This is a genomic window from Luteococcus sediminum (assembly GCF_054783495.1).
This window is the reverse complement of sequence record NZ_BAAGQL010000013.1, coordinates 373,689-390,367: the sequence shown is the minus strand read 5'-3', so window position 1 is coordinate 390,367 and position 16,679 is coordinate 373,689. Positions and strand designations below refer to the sequence as shown.

At 70.2% G+C, this 16,679-nt stretch carries 15 protein-coding genes and 1 pseudogene; 6 read left to right on the top strand and 10 right to left on the bottom strand.

Features of this window, described 5'->3' with window-relative positions; translation table 11 throughout:
• Positions 1-7: 7 nt before the first annotated feature.
• The 10 genes and pseudogenes from ACYVKA_RS08730 to ACYVKA_RS08685 all read right to left on the bottom strand — a co-directional run bounded on the left by ACYVKA_RS08730 (position 8) and on the right by ACYVKA_RS08685 (position 8,741).
• Positions 8-502 carry a hypothetical protein gene (locus ACYVKA_RS08730; RefSeq protein ID WP_460704643.1) on the bottom strand — a complete coding sequence of 165 codons (495 nt, stop codon included), beginning with the start codon at positions 500-502 and terminating at the stop codon, positions 8-10.
• Positions 409-1,308, bottom strand: coding sequence for a hypothetical protein (locus tag ACYVKA_RS08725; protein WP_460704641.1), 900 nt, complete (start codon positions 1,306-1,308; stop codon positions 409-411). The genes ACYVKA_RS08730 and ACYVKA_RS08725 overlap by 94 nt, the downstream gene beginning before the upstream one ends.
• On the bottom strand, positions 1,305-2,432 hold the full coding sequence (locus ACYVKA_RS08720) for a lycopene cyclase family protein (protein ID WP_460704639.1): 1,128 nt from the start codon (positions 2,430-2,432) through the stop codon (positions 1,305-1,307). The genes ACYVKA_RS08725 and ACYVKA_RS08720 overlap by 4 nt, the downstream gene beginning before the upstream one ends.
• On the bottom strand, positions 2,429-3,328 hold the full coding sequence (locus tag ACYVKA_RS08715) for a phytoene/squalene synthase family protein (protein ID WP_460704637.1): 900 nt from the start codon (positions 3,326-3,328) through the stop codon (positions 2,429-2,431). Before ACYVKA_RS08715 ends, ACYVKA_RS08720 begins: the two co-directional genes overlap by 4 nt.
• Positions 3,325-4,791, bottom strand: coding sequence for a phytoene desaturase family protein (locus ACYVKA_RS08710; RefSeq protein ID WP_460704635.1), 1,467 nt, complete (start codon positions 4,789-4,791; stop codon positions 3,325-3,327). Before ACYVKA_RS08710 ends, ACYVKA_RS08715 begins: the two co-directional genes overlap by 4 nt.
• Positions 4,792-4,819: 28 nt before the next feature.
• Entirely contained in the window at positions 4,820-5,857 is a 1,038-nt protein-coding gene (locus ACYVKA_RS08705; RefSeq protein ID WP_460704633.1) for a polyprenyl synthetase family protein, read from the bottom strand.
• A 35-nt stretch (positions 5,858-5,892) separates the two neighbouring features.
• Positions 5,893-6,465: an isopentenyl-diphosphate Delta-isomerase gene (idi, locus tag ACYVKA_RS08700; RefSeq protein ID WP_460704911.1), complete on the bottom strand. Its 573-nt coding sequence runs from the start codon at positions 6,463-6,465 to the stop codon at positions 5,893-5,895.
• Between the two features lie 120 nt (positions 6,466-6,585).
• A pseudogene (locus ACYVKA_RS08695) lies at positions 6,586-7,071 on the bottom strand (MarR family winged helix-turn-helix transcriptional regulator); the annotation flags it as partial.
• A complete protein-coding gene (locus ACYVKA_RS08690) occupies positions 6,959-8,509 on the bottom strand; it encodes an FAD-dependent oxidoreductase (RefSeq protein WP_460704631.1) in 1,551 nt (516 codons plus the stop codon). The pseudogene ACYVKA_RS08695 and the gene ACYVKA_RS08690, both read right to left, overlap by 113 nt.
• Positions 8,510-8,576: 67 nt before the next feature.
• Positions 8,577-8,741: a hypothetical protein gene (locus ACYVKA_RS08685; RefSeq protein WP_460704629.1), complete on the bottom strand. Its 165-nt coding sequence runs from the start codon at positions 8,739-8,741 to the stop codon at positions 8,577-8,579.
• A 1,186-nt stretch (positions 8,742-9,927) separates the two neighbouring features.
• Here ACYVKA_RS08685 and dnaK point away from each other — a divergent pair.
• The 6 genes from dnaK to ACYVKA_RS08655 all read left to right on the top strand — a co-directional run bounded on the left by dnaK (position 9,928) and on the right by ACYVKA_RS08655 (position 16,665).
• Positions 9,928-11,772: a molecular chaperone DnaK gene (gene dnaK / locus ACYVKA_RS08680; protein ID WP_460704627.1), complete on the top strand. Its 1,845-nt coding sequence runs from the start codon at positions 9,928-9,930 to the stop codon at positions 11,770-11,772.
• 130 nt (positions 11,773-11,902) lie between these two features.
• A complete protein-coding gene (locus tag ACYVKA_RS08675; RefSeq protein ID WP_460704625.1) occupies positions 11,903-12,493 on the top strand; it encodes a nucleotide exchange factor GrpE in 591 nt (196 codons plus the stop codon).
• 22 nt (positions 12,494-12,515) lie between these two features.
• Complete coding sequence (gene dnaJ, locus ACYVKA_RS08670; protein ID WP_460704623.1) at positions 12,516-13,691, top strand: molecular chaperone DnaJ; 1,176 nt, start codon at positions 12,516-12,518, stop codon at positions 13,689-13,691.
• Between the two features lie 13 nt (positions 13,692-13,704).
• A complete protein-coding gene (locus ACYVKA_RS08665; protein WP_460704621.1) occupies positions 13,705-14,139 on the top strand; it encodes a heat shock protein transcriptional repressor HspR in 435 nt (144 codons plus the stop codon).
• Between the two features lie 156 nt (positions 14,140-14,295).
• A complete protein-coding gene (locus ACYVKA_RS08660; protein ID WP_460704619.1) occupies positions 14,296-15,672 on the top strand; it encodes a sugar porter family MFS transporter in 1,377 nt (458 codons plus the stop codon).
• 27 nt (positions 15,673-15,699) lie between these two features.
• The gene (locus tag ACYVKA_RS08655) at positions 15,700-16,665 is read left to right on the top strand and encodes a carbohydrate kinase family protein (protein ID WP_460704617.1); all 966 of its coding nucleotides are present in this window, start codon (positions 15,700-15,702) and stop codon (positions 16,663-16,665) included.
• Positions 16,666-16,679 lie beyond the last annotated feature (14 nt).

Below are 16,679 nucleotides of genomic sequence, written 5' to 3'. Positions count from 1 at the left end.
CGACGGGTCAACCGTCCAGCTTGATCCTCATCCCGCGCAACTCATAGCCGCTGACCAGATCGTCCCATCCCAGCTGCGGTTCGCGCACCAGCCGTGGGTCGCGTTCCAACAGCCGGGTCAGCAGGATGTCGGCCTCCAGCAGGGCCAGCGGTTCACCGGGGCACTTGTGGGCGCCGTCACCGAAGGCCAGGCCGACCGGGCGCACCCCCGGGGGCATCGGCCGCCCCGGGCACAGCCGCAGCGGGTCGGCTCCCCCACTGTCGGCGCCGGGCACGTCCGCATTGGCCCGTCGCACGTCGACGTCGACAAGGTCGGCGGGCTGCAGGACGACCTCGTGCTCGCCGTCGGTGATCGTCACCGGTTCGGTGACGCGTCGGTAGAGGTGCCCGACGACGGGTTCCAGCCGGATCACCTCCTGCAGCACGGCCAGGCGCTCGTTGTCGTCGGCGCTGCGGTAGTGCTCGGCCAGCTCGGGGGTGGTGAGCAGGTGCCAGGCGGCCATGGCGATGAACTCGCGGGTGGTGACCATTCCGGCGGTGCCGTAGGTACCAGCAGGTCGATGTCGGAGGCCCCGGAGGCGATGAGTTGCCCCAGCAGGTCGGACGAGGGGGTGCGGCGGCGCTGCCGGACGGCGGGCCGCACGTCGAAGCACCAGAAGGTGGCCAGCGGCACGAGACCCTTGCCGGCGGCCTGCATCCACTGGCGACGGCTGCGCCCGAGGTCCTTGCGGGACAGGTCGAAGGCGGGCTGGTCGAAGAAGGAGACCAGGCGTCGGGCCATGGCGGCGACCTGGGCATCGCGTGCGTCCTGGCGTCCCTTCGACAGGCTCAGGGGCCGGGAGCCCGACAAGCCCAGGAACCGGGAAAGGGGCCGGCGGGGCTCATGGGTCAACCCGACGATGTCGGCGGTCACCTCGACGGTGTAGTGCAGCGCCAGGTCGTCGAGGTCGAACCCGGCTGGGCCCGCGACGCCGTCGAGGAGCCGGTCGGCGCAGGCGGCGATGGCCTGGGTGTACCGCTCGCGGACGACGGCGGGGGCGAAGAAGCGCGCCACGGCACTGCGCTGCTCGTCGTGGCCGGGGCCGTCGGCGATGAGGATGGGCCGGCGCCTCATGCCGGCCTGCGGGATGTACTCGGCGGTGAACCCTGCCTGGGTGGTCTGTTGTCGGGCGCGCAGCAGGTCGCGGGCCGGCTGCAGGGCGCGAAGCCGCCACAGCCCACCGGCCTGCTCGACGCTGGGCCCGTCCCCCTCACCGGGCCGTGACGAGCGGCGTTGGCCACCCATCGGGCAGCGGGGGGCCTGGGTCATCGCAGCAGTCCCTTCGCGGTGGCGGCCACCAGCCCGGCCTGGCGACGCGGTGGCAGCAGGGTGGCCTGGCGGCCCAGCGCGGCCAGCACGCCGGGGGCCGGGGTGTCGGGTTCCAGCACCGCGCGCTGAAGGTGGCCGGGCAGCCGGCCGAAAGCGTCGAAGAGCTCCAGGGTGCCGTCGCCGTCGAGCTGGAGCAGGGCTTCCAGCGCGGTGCGGCGCATCCAGCCAGCGGTGGAGTCGGGTGGTGCCGGGAGGCGCCCGGCGGCCAGGGTGGCGGCCAGGTCGTCGGCGGCGGCCAGCGAGGCGAACACGCTGTAGCCGGTGATCGGGTTCACCTGCTCTCCCGCCGCGCCGAAGCGCAGCAGCCGTGCCGGCCCGGGCGCCACCACCGGGGTCGCCAGCACCGGGGTCGGCGGCAGCATCGCGATGTGGACGCGTTCGACCTCGGCGCCGGCCAGCTCTGCGTCGCCGATGCCATGGCTGCGCAGCCGCGTCCGCAGCCTACGGGCCAACTCGCGTTGCGGCACCGGGGGTCGTCCGGCCAGGCAGGTCTCCTCGGCCAGCAGTCGCCCGTCAGAAAGCGGGACGAGGTAGCAGAAACTCGCCGCGCGACGCCCCCACGAGGCCGACCCGTCGAAAGGTCGCCAGTCCATCAGCACCGCGTCGGCCCCACCCAGCAGCCGGGCACCCACCGACGCGGGGAGGGCCAGCCCGTACGTCTCCTGGACTGGGGTGCGGCCCTCGGCCAACGCGCGGGTGTTGCCGCGGCAGTCGACCACCACACGGGCCAGGCCGGGCAACTCGTCGTCGGCAACAGCGCGTTGCTGCACGTCGGCGCCATCGAGGGCAAGGGTGGCCTGCAGCGCGTCGTTGTCGAGGACGGCGTAGGTGCCGGCCAACGTGTGCCGTCCTCGCGCCACGAGGTCGGTCGTCGTGGCGCTGGCGCCCACCACGTCGTCCGGCAGCCAGTCGGGCAGCTGGTGGGCCCAGCCGCCGTAGGTGGGTTGCCAGCTGCGGTCGGGGTGCGGGTCGAGCGCGACCAGCGACGCTCCGTGGGCGAGCAGCCGCCAGGCCAGTGCCCGTCCCGCCGGGCCGAGGCCGACGACGGCGACGTCGGCGCTCATCGCCCCAGGCTGGGGGCTGGTTCGGGCACCCGCACCAGACCCGCCAGCGCCATCCGCGCCTTGCGGGCGGTGGGCACCCGCACGCGGCCACCGGAGACGTCGTAGCCGTTGGCCTTGATGAGGTCGCAGATCTCGCTGTAGAGCCGGTGCGCGACCCCGACGCAGCGCGCCGACGGCCCCGGCAGGTACTGCAGCCCGTCCCACGCCTGCCGGTAGAGCTCGCGGTTGCGTTCAATCTCGAAGGCCATCAGGTCGCGCCACCACCCGTCGGCGACGCGACGGGTGGGGTCGGCGCCGAAACGGCGCAGGTCTTCTTGCGGGATGTAGACCCGTCCCCGGTCGAGGTCCTCGTCGACGTCGCGCAGGAAGTTCGTGAGCTGGAAGGCGAAACCCAGCGCCCGGGCCGGTTCCAGGGCGGCTGGCGAGGTGGGGCGCAGCACGGGCAGCATCATCTCGCCGATCACCGCCGCCGAGCCGTCCATGTAGGCGACGAGGTCGTCCCAGGTCTCGTACCCGGTGACCTCCAGGTCCATCGCCATCGCGCCGAAGAAGCGGTCGAAGCACTCCATCGGGATGCCCGCGGCGTTCACGCTGGTCGCCGCCGCGGCGAGCACCGGCCGGGCGTGCGAGGGATCGGCGACGGCGGCGGCGAACTCGTCACGGAAGGTCTGCAGCGCGGCGCGGGTGGCCGGGACGCGCTCGGCGTCGGTGGTGGTGCGCGGCGCGTCGACGATGTCGTCGGCCATCCGGCACAGTGTGTAGACGGCGTGCACGTGGCGGCGCTGGGCACGGGGCAGCAGCGCGGCCCCCCAATAGTAGGTGGTGCCGTGCTGCCAGGTGATGCGGGCGCACTGGCGGTAGCCCTCGCGCAGGGCGCCCGGGTCGGCCGCGCTCACCGGACCCCCAGCCAGTCGCCGACGCGTTGCGCGGCGAGCTTGCCGCTGATGAGCACCATCGGGACACCGACGCCGGGCACGGTCGAGGAGCCGGCGAAGAACAGCCCGGGCACGCGCTTGTCGTGGTTGGCGGGGCGGAAGGGTCCGGTCTGGCGGAACAGGTGGGCCAGGCCGAAGGGGGTGCCGGCGGCCATGCCCATCTCGCGCCAGTCGAGCGGGGTGACCATCTTCTCGGTGACGATGTCGGTCGGGTATCCGTTGCTGCGCAGGAAGGCCAGCAGGCGTTCGCGGGCGGGTGCGGCCTCGGCCGTCCAGTCGACGTTGCCGTCGAGGTTGGGGACGGGTTCGAGCACGTAGAGGGTGTGCATGCCTTCGGGCGCCAGCTGGGGTTCCCCCAGCGACGAGATGGTCACCAGGCGGGCCGGGTCGCGCATGATCCGCCCGGACTGCAGGTCGGTGAAGCATTCTTCCCATGCCTGGCCGAAGTGGATGTTGTGGTGGGCCGCGCCGAGGGGCAGGTCCCCGCGGACGCCGACGTGCCACAGCAGCGCGGATGGGGAATAGACCGGGCGGGCCAGCGACCGGGGCTTGGGCAGGTCGGGCAGCAGTCTCTCGTAGGCGACCGGCAGGTCGAGGGTGCAGACCACCGCGTCGGCGCTGATCTGGCCCTCGGTGGTCTCGACGCCCACCACCTGCCCATCGTGGCGGCGCAGGATGGCGGTGACGGTGGTCTGGTAGCTGATGGTGGCGTGCTTGGCCAGCTCACGGGCCATGCCCTCGGGGATGGCACCCATGCCCCCGTCGGGCAGGAAGACCCCGTGCATGGTGTCCATGTAGGTGATCACCGAGTAGACGCCCAGCGCCTCGACCGGGCTGAGCCCGGCGTAGAGCGCCTGGAAGCTGAGCATCCGGCGCAGGCGGTCGTCGTCGACGCGGGAGTTGACGACGTCCTTCAGCCGGCCGAAGGCACCCATCCGCAACAGCTTGAGACCCGCGACGGGGTTGCGGAACAGGTCGAGCGGGGTGTCGTAGTTGGTGTCGATGAAGTTCGGCATCTCCAGCTCGTACAGCTCCCGCAGGAAGACGGCCAGTTCACGTACGGCCTGTGCGTCGTCCGGCCCGGCGAAGGCCTCCACCTCTGCTGCCGTCCGTTCGACGCTGTCGCGCACCAGCAGCTCGGAGCCGTCGGCGAAGATTCCCCGGTAGGCCGGGTCGAGTCGGCGCATCGGCACCGCCTGCTGCTGGGACGAACCAATCCGTCGCAGCGGCTCGTCGAGCAGCTCCGGCATGGTCATCACCGTGGGTCCGAGGTCAAAGGTGAAACCGTCCTGTTCCACCCGCAGCCCGCGGCCCCCGGGACCCGGTTCGCGTTCCACGACGGTGACGCGGTGGCCCTGTCCGACCAGATGGCAGGCGGCGGAGAGTCCGGACAGTCCGGCTCCGATGACGACGACGTGGCTCATGGATGCTCCAAGTGGTGGATTGGGGTGGTCATGCCTGGCGCCAGGCCAGACGCTGCAGGGTTGTGGTCAGTCCGTCGACGGCCCGGGCCGGCAGTGTCGATGCCGCCAGGACGTCACCGGCCCGGGTGACCTGCTCACCGATCAGGTCCTCGGCCATCTCGCGGATGCCTGCGCGGGTCATCTGCTCGCGCAGGCGCGCCAGTTCGTCCTCGGTGAGGGTGCCGGTGCCGGTGCGGGCCAGCAGGCCGCGGCCACGCTCGTCCAGCCGCTGTTCGGCCAATGCTAGCAGGACGGTGGCCTTGCCGGCCGTCAGGTCGTCCTCGACGGACTTGCCGGTGTGCCGCGGGTCACCCCACAGGCCCAGCACGTCGTCGCGCAGGCCGAAGGCGGCGCCGGCGTGTCTGGCCCAACGGTCCAGCACGTCGAGCAGCGGCTGCTCCGCCCCGCCCAGCAGGGCCCCCATCCGCAGCGGCCCCGCCACGGTGTAGGCGCCTGTCTTCAGCCTGGCCACCTCCAGGGCGTGGTCCAGGTCGCGGCGACGCAGGGCCGCCCCGGTGAGGTCACGACGCTGCCCCAGCACGAGTTCCACCATCATCACCCGCCAGGCCTCGCGCACCGGCGCGGGCAGGGCGGCGACGAGGTGGTCGGCCTCGGCGTGCACCAGATCACCGGCGAGCACCGCCACGGCATCCCCGAACAGCTCGGGGTCCCCGGTGGCCGCGCTGCGTCGATGTGCCTCCCGCGCCACGACGTGGCATGTCGGATGGCCTCGCCGCAGCTCCGAGCGGTCCATCACGTCGTCGTGCAGCAGTGCGAACAGGTGCAGCAGCTCGACCGCCGCCCCGAGCTCCACCACCTGGCGGTGCGCTGCCCCGGGCGCGCCACTGGCCACCCATCCCCAGTGCGCCATCTCGGGACGCACCCGTTTGCCGCCGCGGTTGGCGGCCAGCACCAGGCGGCTCAGGTCGTCGTCGCCGAGCACATCGGCCCGGCGACCGGCCACCTCGCGCCACAGCGCGTCGAGTCCGGTCAGCACCTCGTCGATGCGGGACTCGACCAATGTCAAGGTGTGAGTGTGGCTCGTGGCACCGCTCGGTTCGCTCACGCCCATGGATCATCGCCCATCGCCTGCACCTGCAGCACCGACCAGGGGCTGAGCAGGAAGGGTGAGCTGGCGGCGGTGCGGCGGAGTTCGTCCCAGTCGATCCAGACGTGCTCACAGATCTCGTCCGGGTCCGGGGCCAGCGCCTGCGGGTCGATCTGGCCGACCATCACCGGGCAGAGCTCGTTCTCGACGATCCCGGACGCGTCGGTGGCCCGGTAGGCGAAGTCAGGCAAGACCATCCGCAAACCGGTAGGGGCCACACCCAGCTCGTCGCGCACCCGGCGCAGCGCCGCCTGCTGGGGGCTCTCGCCCGGCAACAGGTGGCCGCAGGCCGAGTTGGTCCACACCCCCGGCCAGGTTCGCTTGTGCAGGGCACGGCGGGTCAGCAGGACACGTCCCTCCGGGTCTCGCAGATGGGTGGAGAAGGCACGGTGCAGGGGGGTGTCGTGGTCGTGGACGGTGGCCCGCGGGGCGGTGCCGGCGTCGCGGCCCTGGTCGTCGGCGAGCACCACCACGTCCTCGGGATCGATCTGATGCTCACCCTGGAACTGGCGCACGAGGCTGCGCAGTTGGCGGTGCTGGGCCGGTGACAGGCGTTTCCGGCCCACCTCGTGGACGACGGGCCATCCGGCCACCAGGGCCTCCAGGCCGGACTCGGTGACCACCACGCCGGTGGTCCGGCCCCTGCCGCGTTCCCCGTGGCGGTGGCACAGGCCGCGCTCCTCCAGGGTGTCGAGGAGGCCGTGGACGTGTTGGGGGCTCAGGCCGCACCGGCGCGACAGCTCGGCGGGGGTGGAGGCCGGGGCGGACAGCGCCTGCCCCAGCACCAGGTACTGCAGGCTGGTGAGCGGAACGCCAGCAAGGCCCGGCGAGACCTGACACTCCAGGGCCTGGACGGCGTGCACCAGTGTGCAGTAGGTCGACGAGCGCACCAGGGCCTCCGGGTTGAGCCCGTCGAGGCCCTGGAGGGCAGGACCGGAGCCTTGGGCGGTCGCCTCGGTGCCAGGGGACCTGTCGGTGGGGGGTGTCGTCACGAGCCCCACGGTATCCGGATCTTGATACTCAGGGAAGGCGGCGGACCAAGCGACGCGCTGCCCCCACCCCGGGCAGGCGTGCCGAGGTGGGAGCGGTCCACACCGGCGAGCCGGACGCACCCCACCCGTCCAGCAGCGCATTGGCCGCCAGCACGCCTGTGGTGGCGGCCCTCTCCATCAGCGCCACCGGGTGGTCACACCGGATCCCGTCGCCGGCCAGTACGACGCGGGGCGACGGAGTGTCCACGCCCGGTCGGTCGGCCCATGGGGAGGTGCCCACCAGCGGGCAGTCCTCGCGCACCAGCCACTGTTCGCCCAGCACCGGTGCCCCGGCCAGTTCCGGATGCAGGTCGTCCTGCTGGCGGGCCAGCTCTGCGCGCAGCACCTCGTGGTCTGTGTCCGCGCCGATGGCATAGGCGTGGAGTTCCACCACCGCACCTTGGTGCTCGTCGGCCCAGACGCGGGCGGAATGCTCCATCTGGTGCATCATCGAGACATTGTCCAGCGGCCCGAATCCACTGGTGCCCAGGAAATCGGGACTGTTCGCGGCGGGCCGGCGACCATACCAGCGCCGCCAGACGACGAAGGGCGGGCTGGTGCGCAGGGCCGCCACCTGCTCGCGCCAGGACTCGTCGAGGCCCGTGCTGGCCGCGATGATGGCCTGCAGGGGGCGGGTGTCGGTGGCCAGCACCACCGCGTCGGCATTGAGCTCTGCGCCGTCGGTGTGCACGACGACGCCACGATCGGCCCGGTCGGTGATCGACTCAACGCGGCTGCCGGTGCGCAGCGTGACGCCCACCCCGGCGAGGTGTGCGGCCAGGGGGTTCCACAGCGCAGTGGTGAAGTCGTCGGCCGCGACGTCGAAGAGCAGTCCCTCGGCTGATCCGACGAAGTAGGTGTGGAACATCGCCACCAGTTCAGCGCCGCTGAACTCGCGGGGGTCGGCGAAGAAGCTTCGGGCGAAGACCTCCAGCGCCAGGTGGCGGGCGGTGTGGGGGAAGTTCAGCCGGTCCAGCACCTCGGCCGCACTCACACCATCCAGCTCGTGGAAGGTCTCGGGGAAGCGGACGTCGAGCAACTCCAGGGCGGCGTCCAGGTCCACCTGGCGCAGGGCCGCCACGGGGAAGCTGGGGGAGCTGGCCACGAAACCCGCCAGGTTGAGCGGTGGCGTGCGGGGCACGCGGGCGAAGGAGTCCCGTGGGCCATCCTTCATCTGCAAGGGGTAGTCCTCGACGGGGCGCAGGCACGACAGTGTCGGATCGGCCCGGCGCAACAGGTCGCGCAACTGGTAGTACTGCCGGAAGAAGGCGTGGAAGCCGCGGCTCATCGTCGTGCGCTGGCCAGCCACCTCCACCGGCCACGACGAGGCCCTGCCGCCGAGCTGGTGCTCTCGTTCCAGCAGTGTCACCGAGACGCCCCGCTCGGCGAGCTGGGTGGCGGCGCTCAGCCCGGCGATGCCGCCGCCGACCACGATCGCGCTGCGATCGTCGGCGCGTCCGCGTCCGGTGGGACCGGGGTGTCGTTCGGCTCGACGATCATGGCCGGGGATCTGGCGGGGCCGTGCGAGGGGGGTCATCATGGCTCGAGCCTACTGATCCCACCAGCCGACAGGTCACGAGGGCTGGGTGCGGTGGAGTCCCTGACGCTCAGCTCAGCACCCTGCTCGCCAGGTCCGAGGTGCCGGGCAGCAGGCAGGGTATGCCGAGCGACCAGGTGGGGTGGCTCATGGTGGGCGCGACGAAACCGCCGGTGGCGCGTCGCTGCAGGCCGGTGAGGATGCCGAGCATGACGGCGGCCGGGGCCGAAGGCATGGAGGCGCGCGACCTGTGCCAGCACGCCGGAGTCTGGTGCGCATGCCGTGATGGCCTCGACGGGGATGTCCACGCCGCCAGTGACGCAGGTTCGCGGGTGTTGGGTCGCGACGGATCGTGACCACGAAAACACCGACGGTGCGTGCTGAACCTTTGCCACCGCTGGGATCGCCCAGCGTGAGAGGCTTCGTCCATGCGACAAGCTGACCGGGTTCGGCTGTATCCGGGTTTTCCCATGACCGGCCAGGACTATGCCCCGCTGGTGAGGGCCGTTGGCTACCTTGTGCCGCGCGAGGAGGTGGCACTGGCTCATTCGCACGGGGCCATTGCTGCGCTGGCCTGGGCCCGGCCCGGTGTCCCCCTTGTCCTCCTCGCACCCAGTGACCCCCGACGACCCCGTCCCCTCCGACCTGTGTCCGTGGGGCTGCTTCGAAGCCTGGCCGTGCTGCCGCGAGTCAATCTCTGGTTGGCCGGAACGCTTCGCCGGCGGTCATTCGCTGCCGTGGGCATGGCACCTCCTGATGGTTCGCCCCTGTCCTTGGCTGATGCCGCGAGGCGTCTGCGGGTCGACGGTAGGGAGTTACGCCCCCATGCGGATGTGCTCGTCGTGACGTCGGGCAGCGATCCCCGTCATCAGGAACAGGTGGACCTGGCCCGTGACCTGGGGGCCGCCATTCGCATTGTGGAGGGTGGCCACATGTTCCCTCTGACGGATCCCGTCCACACCGCACGGGTGATCGGGGAGCACCTCGGCCGTCGGTGAGGGGGCAACGCCGTTGCCTGCCCCGGTGGCGGAGTCCCTCGCCCCGGCACGCGCCCCCTGGCGAGGGGCACCTGGACCAGCGCCCTTCGCCCTCACTGTGCGCCGGTGCCACGACGCACCGTGCCTCCTTGGCGATGCTCTGGGCTGTCGGAGAGTGCCCGGACTGTGCGCTCGCGATGGCCATGTGACCGTCTCGCCGGTGGAGCGACGGGAGTCCAACCCCTGACCGGTCGCAGCCCAACCCTGATCCAACCCTGGGTTGAGTCGATCGCGCTCAACTTCGACTTGAGTCGATCCGACTCATCCCCTAGAGTTGAGTCCGCAAGGCTCAAGGGCAACACCGAGGGCCTGGAGAATCATTCAAGAGCTGCCCAGCAGCTCGCCCGCATCGAACACAGGCAAGACCAATCAGGAGGAATCACCATGGCTCGTGCAGTCGGTATCGACCTCGGCACCACCAACTCCGTCGTCGCAGTCCTCGAGGGCGGCGACCCCACTGTCATCCCCAACGCCGAAGGCGCTCGCACCACCCCGTCGGTGGTCGCCTTCTCCAAGACCGGTGAGGTCCTGGTGGGCGAGGTCGCCAAGCGCCAGGCCGTCACCAACGTCGACCGCACCATTCGCTCCGTCAAGCGCCACATGGGCACCGACTGGAGCATCAAGGTGGACGAGAAGGACTACAAGCCCCAGCAGATCAGCGCCTTCGTGCTGCAGAAGCTGAAGCGCGACGCCGAGGCCTACCTCGGTGAGCCCGTCACCAATGCCGTCATCACCGTCCCGGCCTACTTCTCGGACGCCGAGCGCCAGGCCACCAAGGAGGCCGGTGAGATCGCGGGCCTGAGCGTGGACCGCATCATCAACGAGCCCACCGCCGCGGCGCTGGCCTACGGCATGGACAAGGATGAGCAGACCGTCCTGGTCTTCGACCTGGGTGGCGGCACCTTCGACGTCTCGCTGCTGGAGATCGCAGACGGTGTCTTCGAGGTGAAGGCCACCAAGGGTGACAACCGCCTCGGCGGCGACGACTGGGACCAGCGGATCGTCGACTGGCTGGTCACGCAGTTCAAGAACAAGAACGGCGTCGACCTGAGCCAGGACAAGATGGCCAAGCAGCGTCTGCAGGAGGCCGCCGAGCGCGCCAAGATCGAGCTGTCCTCCTCGCAGGAGACCAGCATCAACCTGCCCTACATCACCGCCGGTGCCGAGGGCCCGCTGCACCTGGACGAGAAGCTCACCCGCTCCGAGTTCCAGCGCATGACCCAGGACCTGCTGGACCGCTGCAAGGTGCCCTTCAATGCCGTGATCAAGGACGCCAACACCTCGGTCGACAAGATCGACCAGGTCATCCTGGTCGGCGGCTCCACCCGTATGCCCGCCGTCGCCGAGCTCGTCAAGGAGCTGGCCGGCAAGGAGCCCAACAAGGGCGTGAATCCCGATGAGGTCGTGGCCCTGGGTGCCTCCCTGCAGGCCGGTGTGCTCAAGGGCGAGGTGAAGGACGTGCTGCTGCTCGACGTCACCCCGCTGAGCCTGGGCATCGAGACCAAGGGCGGCGTGATGACCAAGATCATCGAGCGCAACACCACCATCCCCACCAAGCGCTCGGAGGTCTTCACCACGGCCGAGGACAACCAGCCCTCGGTGATGGTGCAGGTCTACCAGGGTGAGCGCGAGTTCGCCCGCGACAACAAGTCGCTCGGCAACTTCGAGCTGACCGGCCTGATGCCCGCCCCGCGTGGCGTGCCGCAGGTCGAGGTCACCTTCGACATCGACGCCAACGGCATCGTCCACGTGCACGCCAAGGACATGGCCACCGGCAAGGAGCAGTCCATGACCGTCACCGGTGGTTCGGCGCTGGGCAAGGAGGACATCGAGCGCATGATGAAGGACGCCGAGGCCAATGCCGAGGCCGACAAGAAGCGTCGCGAGGCCGTCGAGATGCGCAATGAGGCCGACGCCCTGGCCTTCCGCACCGAGAAGCTGCTGGCCGACAATGCCGAGAACATCGGCGAGGACGTCAAGGCTCCCGTCCAGGAGTCCCTCGACAAGCTGAAGGAGGCCCTCAAGGGCACCGACAACGATGACGAGGTCAAGGCCGCGATGGAGGACCTGAACACCAAGGCCTCCGCCATGGGCCAGGCCATGTACGCCGCCGCCCAGGCCCAGCAGGGCTCCGAGGCCCCGGCCGGGGATGCCGAGGGCGAGCAGGCCCAGTCGGACGACGACGTGGTGGACGCCGAGATCGTCGACGAGGAGAAGAAGGACAACTGATCACCACTGATCAGTGAATCCTGATTCCACGGTTGGCCCGGGAGAGATCCCGGGCCCTCCGCGGAACCAAGATCAACACGTCCGCACAGGACCCCATTTCCAAGACCAACAGTCTGTGACGAGGAGAACCATGAGCGAGAACGGCATTCCCGAGCCCAACCAGGAGGATCTCAGCGACGAGACCCGCGCCGAGATCGACGAGGCGCTGGCCGCCGCGGAGCAGGCAGAGCCCTCCGTCGAGGGCGCCGTCCAGAGCCGCGAAGAGGAACTGGAGCAGCAGCTGGGCGAGCGCACCCTGGACCTGCAGCGGCTGCAGGCCGAGTACGTCAACTACAAGCGTCGCGTCGACCGCGACCGCCAGGTGGCGCGCCAGGCCGGCGGCGAGGCGGTCGTGCGTGACCTGATGCCCGTGCTCGACAGCATCCAGATGGCCGAGGAGCACGGGGAGCTGACCGGCGGCTTCAAGATGGTCGCCGACGAGCTGGCCAAGCTGGCCGAGCGTCACGGACTGGAGGCCTTCGGCGCCGTCGGTGAGGACTTCGACCCCACCCTGCACGAGGCGCTGATGCAGCAGCCCTTGCCGGGCGCCACCAGCACCGTGATCTCGCAGGTGATCCAGCGTGGCTACCGGATGAACGGCCACGTGCTGCGCCCGGCCCGCGTCGGCTACAGCGAGCCCGATCCCGAGGCGGGCACCGCCTCGGACGAGACCAAGAACTGACCCGGAAGGGGGAGGAGACGCCATGAGCATGAAGGACTGGGCCGACAAGGACTACTACAAGGTGCTGGGCGTCTCCAAGGACGCCAAGCCGGAGGAGATCAAGAAGGCCTTCCGCAAGCTGGCCCGGGAGAACCACCCCGACCAGAACCCCGGCAATGCGAAGGCAGAGCAGCGTTTCAAGGACGTCTCCGAGGCCAACTCGGTGCTGTCCGATCCTGCCAAGCGCAAGGAGTACGACGAGGCACGCAGCCTCTTCGGCGGCGGGGGCTTCCGCTTCCCCGGTGGTGGCTTCCCGGGCGGGGGCCAGGCCTACCGTCCCGGCGGCCAGTCGGTCGATGACCTCTTCCGCAATGCCCAGGGCGGCGGGCTGGGTGACCTCTTCGGCGACATCTTCGCCCAGGCCTCCAACCAGTCGCGCCGCAGCTCGGCGCGGGGTTCCCGTCGCGGAGCCGACGTCGAGGGCGAGGTCAGCATCAGCTTCACCGATTCGGTCGACGGCACCACCGTGGGCGTGCAGATGGTCTCCGACGAGGCCTGCGCCGCCTGCCGCGGCACCGGCGCCAAGGCCGGGACCGTCCCCGAGGCGTGCCCCACCTGCCAGGGCTCTGGCGTCGAGACCACCACCAGCGGCGGGGTCTTCGGGGCCACCCAGACCTGCCACGAGTGCCACGGCCGCGGCCTGGTGGTCAAGGACCCCTGCGAGGTCTGCCACGGCTCGGGCCGCGGACGATCCCAGCGCACCATGCAGGTGCGCATCCCTGCCGGCGTGACCGATGGGCAGCGCATCCGGATCAAGGGCAAGGGCTCGGCCGGGGAGAACGGTGGCCCCGCCGGTGACCTCTACGTGCTCATCCACGTCCGACCCCATCCGGTCTTCGGACGCAAGGACGACCACGTGACTCTCACCGCCCCGGTGAGCTTCGCCGAGGCCGCGCTGGGTGCCGAGATCGAGGTCCCGACCTTGAAGGGCGGCCGGGTGAAGCTGCGCATCCCTGCCGGGACCCCCAATGGGCGCACCTTCCGGGTGCGGGGCAAGGGCGTCCATCGCAAGGACGGCAGCACCGGCGACCAGCTGGTGACCGTCGAGGTGCAGGTGCCCTCCCAGCTCGACGAGCCAGCCAAGCAGGCCCTGCGTGACTACGACGCCAAGGCGGGCGCGGGTGACCCGCGTGCCGCACTGTTCGGCAACGCCAACTGAGGCGAGGTGGACCATGAGCCAGCACAACCATCCGCAGGTGGTCGATCGGGACGCCCCGATCTTCACCATCAGCGTGGCGGCGAACCTGGCGGGCATGCACCCGCAGACCCTGCGCAGCTATGACCGCATGGGCCTGGTGGTGCCGCACCGCTCACGTGGCCGGGGCCGTCGCTACAGCCCCCGCGACGTCGCCCGGCTGCGCCTGGTGCAGCACCTCTCCCAGGAGGAGGGCATCAACCTGTCGGGCATCCAGCGCATCCTCGAGATGGAGGGCGAGCTGGACCGGCTGCGCCAGCAGGTCGACGACCTGCAGGAGGAGCTGGCCCGCACCCGTGCCGAGCGGGGTCCCGTGATGGGTGGCCGGGTCTTCACCGCCGAGGCCTCCGGCGCCGTCTACCTGGGGCGCCAAGGCCGGGCCCGTCCACTGGCCCTGACGGCTGGTCGGTGAGCACGGCTGCGACGGATGCCACTGCCCGGAAATGTCCGATTCTTCGTGATATGGATCACAGGAACGTTCCAATCAACCTCCACCGTCACATGATTGATGGATGTTCGGGCATTGGTTTCCCAGTGGGTCATCTGACCGCTGCGTAGCGTCAGGAGTATGAAAGCTCTCGTCACGCGTAGCGCGCTGGTCGCCTCCCTCGGCGGCCTGATCTTCGGATTCGACACCGCCGTCATCTCGGGCACCACAGACGCCCTCAAGGCCTACTTCTCCCTGTCCTCGACCGAGCTGGGTGCCGTTGTCGGTGTGGCCCTGCTCGGCACCATTCTGGGCGCCGCCACTGCCGGCTACCCGGCCGACCGCTTCGGCCGCAAGAAGCTGCTCTTTGCCATCGGCATCCTCTACGTCCTGGGGGCGCTGGGCTCGGCCTTCGCCCACGAGGTGTGGGTGCTGAGCCTCTTCCGCTTCCTGGGCGGCATCGGCGTCGGCGCCGCCAGCGTCTGTGCCCCCATCTACACCGCAGAGATCGCCCCTGCGAAGGTGCGCGGTCGCCTCGTCGGCCTGGTGCAGTTCAACATCGTGCTCGGCATCCTGGTGGCCTACCTGTCCAACTGGATCGTGCGCACCGTGGTCAACGACCCGACGGTCGACTGGCGCTGGATGTTCGGCGTCATGGCCATCCCCGCCGCGATCTTCCTGCTGATGCTCTTCACCGTCCCCGAGACCCCGCGCTGGTTGAAGGCCAATGGCCGCGACGCCGAGGCCAAGGAGATCATCGGACGCCTCACCGAGACGCCAGAGGAGGCCGCCCTGCAGGTGCGCGAGATCGACGACTCTCTCGCCGAGGCCGCTCGCAACAACGACAAGCAGGCCAAGTTCTTCACCCGCGGCAACAGCAAGGTGATCCTGCTCGCCTTCACCATCGCCATGTTCAACCAGATGTCGGGCATCAACGCGATCCTCTACTACGCACCCACCGTGATGCAGAAGGCCGGCGCCAGCGCCAACTCCGCCTACCTGATGAGCGTGGCCGTCGGCTTGATGAACCTCGTGGCCACGATGACTGCCCTGACCGTCATCGACAAGATGGGCCGGCGCAAGCTGATGCTGGTCGGCTCCATCGGCTACCTGGTCAGCCTCGGCTTCCTCGCCGGCGTCATGTTCTACTACGAGAACGCCAAGGGCGGCGCCTTCAACTCCACCTCGTCGATCCTCGTGCTGGTGGGCCTGCTCGGCTTCATCGCCGCCCACGCCTTCGGCCAGGGCTCGGTGATCTGGGTCTTCATCTCCGAGATCTTCCCCAACCGCATCCGCGGCCGTGGCCAGTCGCTCGGATCGCTGACCCACTGGGTCTTCGCCTGGCTCACCAGCACCCTCTTCCCGCCGATCATCGACGCCCTGGGCGGCGGTGTCGCCTTCTCGATCTTCCTGGTCTTCATGGTCGGCCAGCTCTTCTGGGTGCTCAAGGTGATGCCCGAGACCAAGGGCGTGCCGCTGGAGGAGATGGAGGCCAAGCTCGGCCTCAGCCGCGCCTGATCGTCCCCACTCTGGAAGGATCGCTCCATGAACACTGAAGTTCCCGCACAGGTCCTGTGCCTCGGTGAGGCCCTGGTCGACGTCGTGATGCGCGAGGGCGAGGTGACCGGCGAGCACGTCGGCGGCAGCCCCCTCAACGTCGCCTGCGTCCTGTCCCGCCTCGACCATCCCGCCACCATCGGCGCCTGGTGGGGCGCCGACGAGCGCGGTCACCGCATCGAGGCGCACGCTGTCGAGCACGGCGTCGCCGTCGCACCGGGCAGCAATGGTGCCGAGAAGACCTCGGTCGCCTACGCCCACCTGGATGCCGAAGGGCGCGCCGACTACGAGTTCGACCTCGACTGGGCGCTGCCGGCCCTCGACGGGCTGGACCGGGTGGCGCACCTGCACACCGGTTCCATCGCCGCCACCCTGGAGCCGGGTGGTTCCCAGGTGGTCGAGGCCGTGCGTGCCGTCCGTGAGCACGGCACGATCAGCTATGACCCCAACATCCGCCCCGCCCTGATGGGCTCCCCGGTGGAGGTGCAGCTGCGCATCGAGGAGCTCGTGGGGCTGGCCGACGTGGTCAAGGCCTCCGACGAGGACCTCGAATGGCTCTTCCCCGGAACGCCGGTCGAGGACGTCATGCGCCGGTGGGCGACGATGGGGCCGTCGCTGGTGGTGGTCACCCGCGGACCGTGGGGTGCCTATGCGCTGCTGGCGCACAACCGCGACATGCTGCACGTCGACCAGATGACGGTGAAGCTGGCAGACACCGTCGGGGCCGGTGACTCCTTCATGGGCGGACTGCTCTCGGGCCTGCTCGACGCCGGCCTGCTGGGCACCCGGGAGGCATCCGAGGCACTGGGCCGGGCCACCTGGGACCAGGTGCAGCCGGCCCTGCACCGGGCCGTCAGCACCTCCGGCCTGACTGTGAGCCATGCCGGTGCGCACGCCCCGACGCGCGAGGAGCTGGCCGTCGCCCACGAGAAGGACCCGTCGCTGGCCAGCTGACCGCCAACCTGCCG